At 55.0% G+C, this 1385-nt stretch carries 1 protein-coding gene; it reads left to right on the top strand.

Going from position 1 to position 1385, the window contains the following annotated elements:
• Positions 1–102 precede the first annotated feature (102 nt).
• Positions 103–1371, top strand: coding sequence for an IS4-like element ISApu1 family transposase (locus PG887_RS22325; RefSeq protein ID WP_011191342.1), 1269 nt, complete (start codon positions 103–105; stop codon positions 1369–1371).
• The last annotated feature ends 14 nt before the right edge of the window (positions 1372–1385 follow it).

Consider the following 1385-nt stretch of genomic DNA (forward strand, 5'->3'; position numbering starts at 1 on the left):
CATGTACAGGATCTTTAGCGGCAACCAATTGAAATAGATATAAAAAAGGCTTCGTTTGTGATCTGATTTTATCGCCAAACAAAATCAACACGCGCGAAGCCTATGACTATTATCAACGCTAATTACTATCTGGAGCAACTCTTGGCTCCCGCCGCACTCGAGCGCATTGCTCGGCTCTGCAAGTTTTGTCTGCGTCAGCGTGCCATTACCCCAGCCATGCTCGTACCTGCACTGCTGCGGGCCATGGGAGGCGACCAGGTCAATGACATTGCCGGTTTACACCGCCATTTCAATGCCTTGCAACTGGTAAACACCCATCAGGTTTCTTACAAACCGTTTCACAATCAGCTGCGCAAAGAGAGCTTTGCCCTGTTTATGAAAGCCCTGGTCGAGCGGGCCATCGCCTTGCGTATCGACCATCAACTCAAAGCAGCCTCCCTCGGCGCGTTCAAGCAGGTGTTACTGCACGATGGCACCTCCTTTGCGGTGCATCGGCGCCTTGCTGCTGATTTTCCCGGCCGGTTCAAGACCATCAGTCCGGCAGCTATCGAGTGCCATATGACCATGTCACTGTCGGAGCAGAGCCCGTTGTGCATGAGTGTGTCTGCCGATACCGCAGGGGAACGGCAATTTCTGCCTGAAGCCCACACGCTGACCAACTGCCTGCTGCTGGCTGACGCAGGTTACATTGACAGGGCTTGGTTTGAGCAGGTGAACGACGCTGGCGGATTTTATCTGGTGCGCGGCACGAAAAGCCTGAACCCCAAGATAATCCAAGCCTGGCGCGGTGATGGACGGGAAGTACCCAAGCTGGCGGGACTATCTCTGAGAGAGGCCGGACGGCGACGCTGTCGGGCCGAGGTACTGGATATGGTGGTGAAGTCCGGCCAGGTCGAGTACCGGTTGATCCGGCGCTGGTTTGCTGAGGAAAAGCGGTTCTGTCTGTGGATGACGAACCTACCGCGAGCAGCATGGTCAGCAGAGCAGGTGATGAGCCTGTATCGCTGCCGTTGGCAGGTGGAGTTGTTATTTAAAGAGTGGAAATCGCACAACCGGCTCAAGGGGTTTGTGACGGGCGAGAAAGCGATTGCCGAGGGGTTGGTGTGGACGAGCCTGCTGTCGCTGGTGATGAAGAGACGGGTCGCGCAGAGTGTGATGAGTGGGGCGCTATCGATGCTGAAAGCGTCGAAGAACAGTGCGACGTGGTGGCTACCGCTATTGGAAGCAGTGGCCCATAGGGCGCTGACAGAAATAAGGGAAAGATTGGAATGGGCTGCCGATTATTTGGCCAAGAACGCCTGCCGAACCAAGCAGAGAAAGTCGATACAGAACAGGACCTTGGAAGGCGTTTTAAATGGACTCGCCGCTTAAGGTCCTGTACATGA

Source organism: Aeromonas sp. QDB14 (assembly GCF_027707845.1).
Classification (GTDB): Bacteria; Pseudomonadota; Gammaproteobacteria; order Enterobacterales; family Aeromonadaceae; genus Aeromonas; species Aeromonas caviae.

Excerpts from the sequence above, each read along its gene's own strand:
- PG887_RS22325 (WP_011191342.1), top strand. The coding sequence starts at position 103 with ATGACTATTATCAACGCTAATTACTATCTGGAGCAACTCTTGGCTCCC.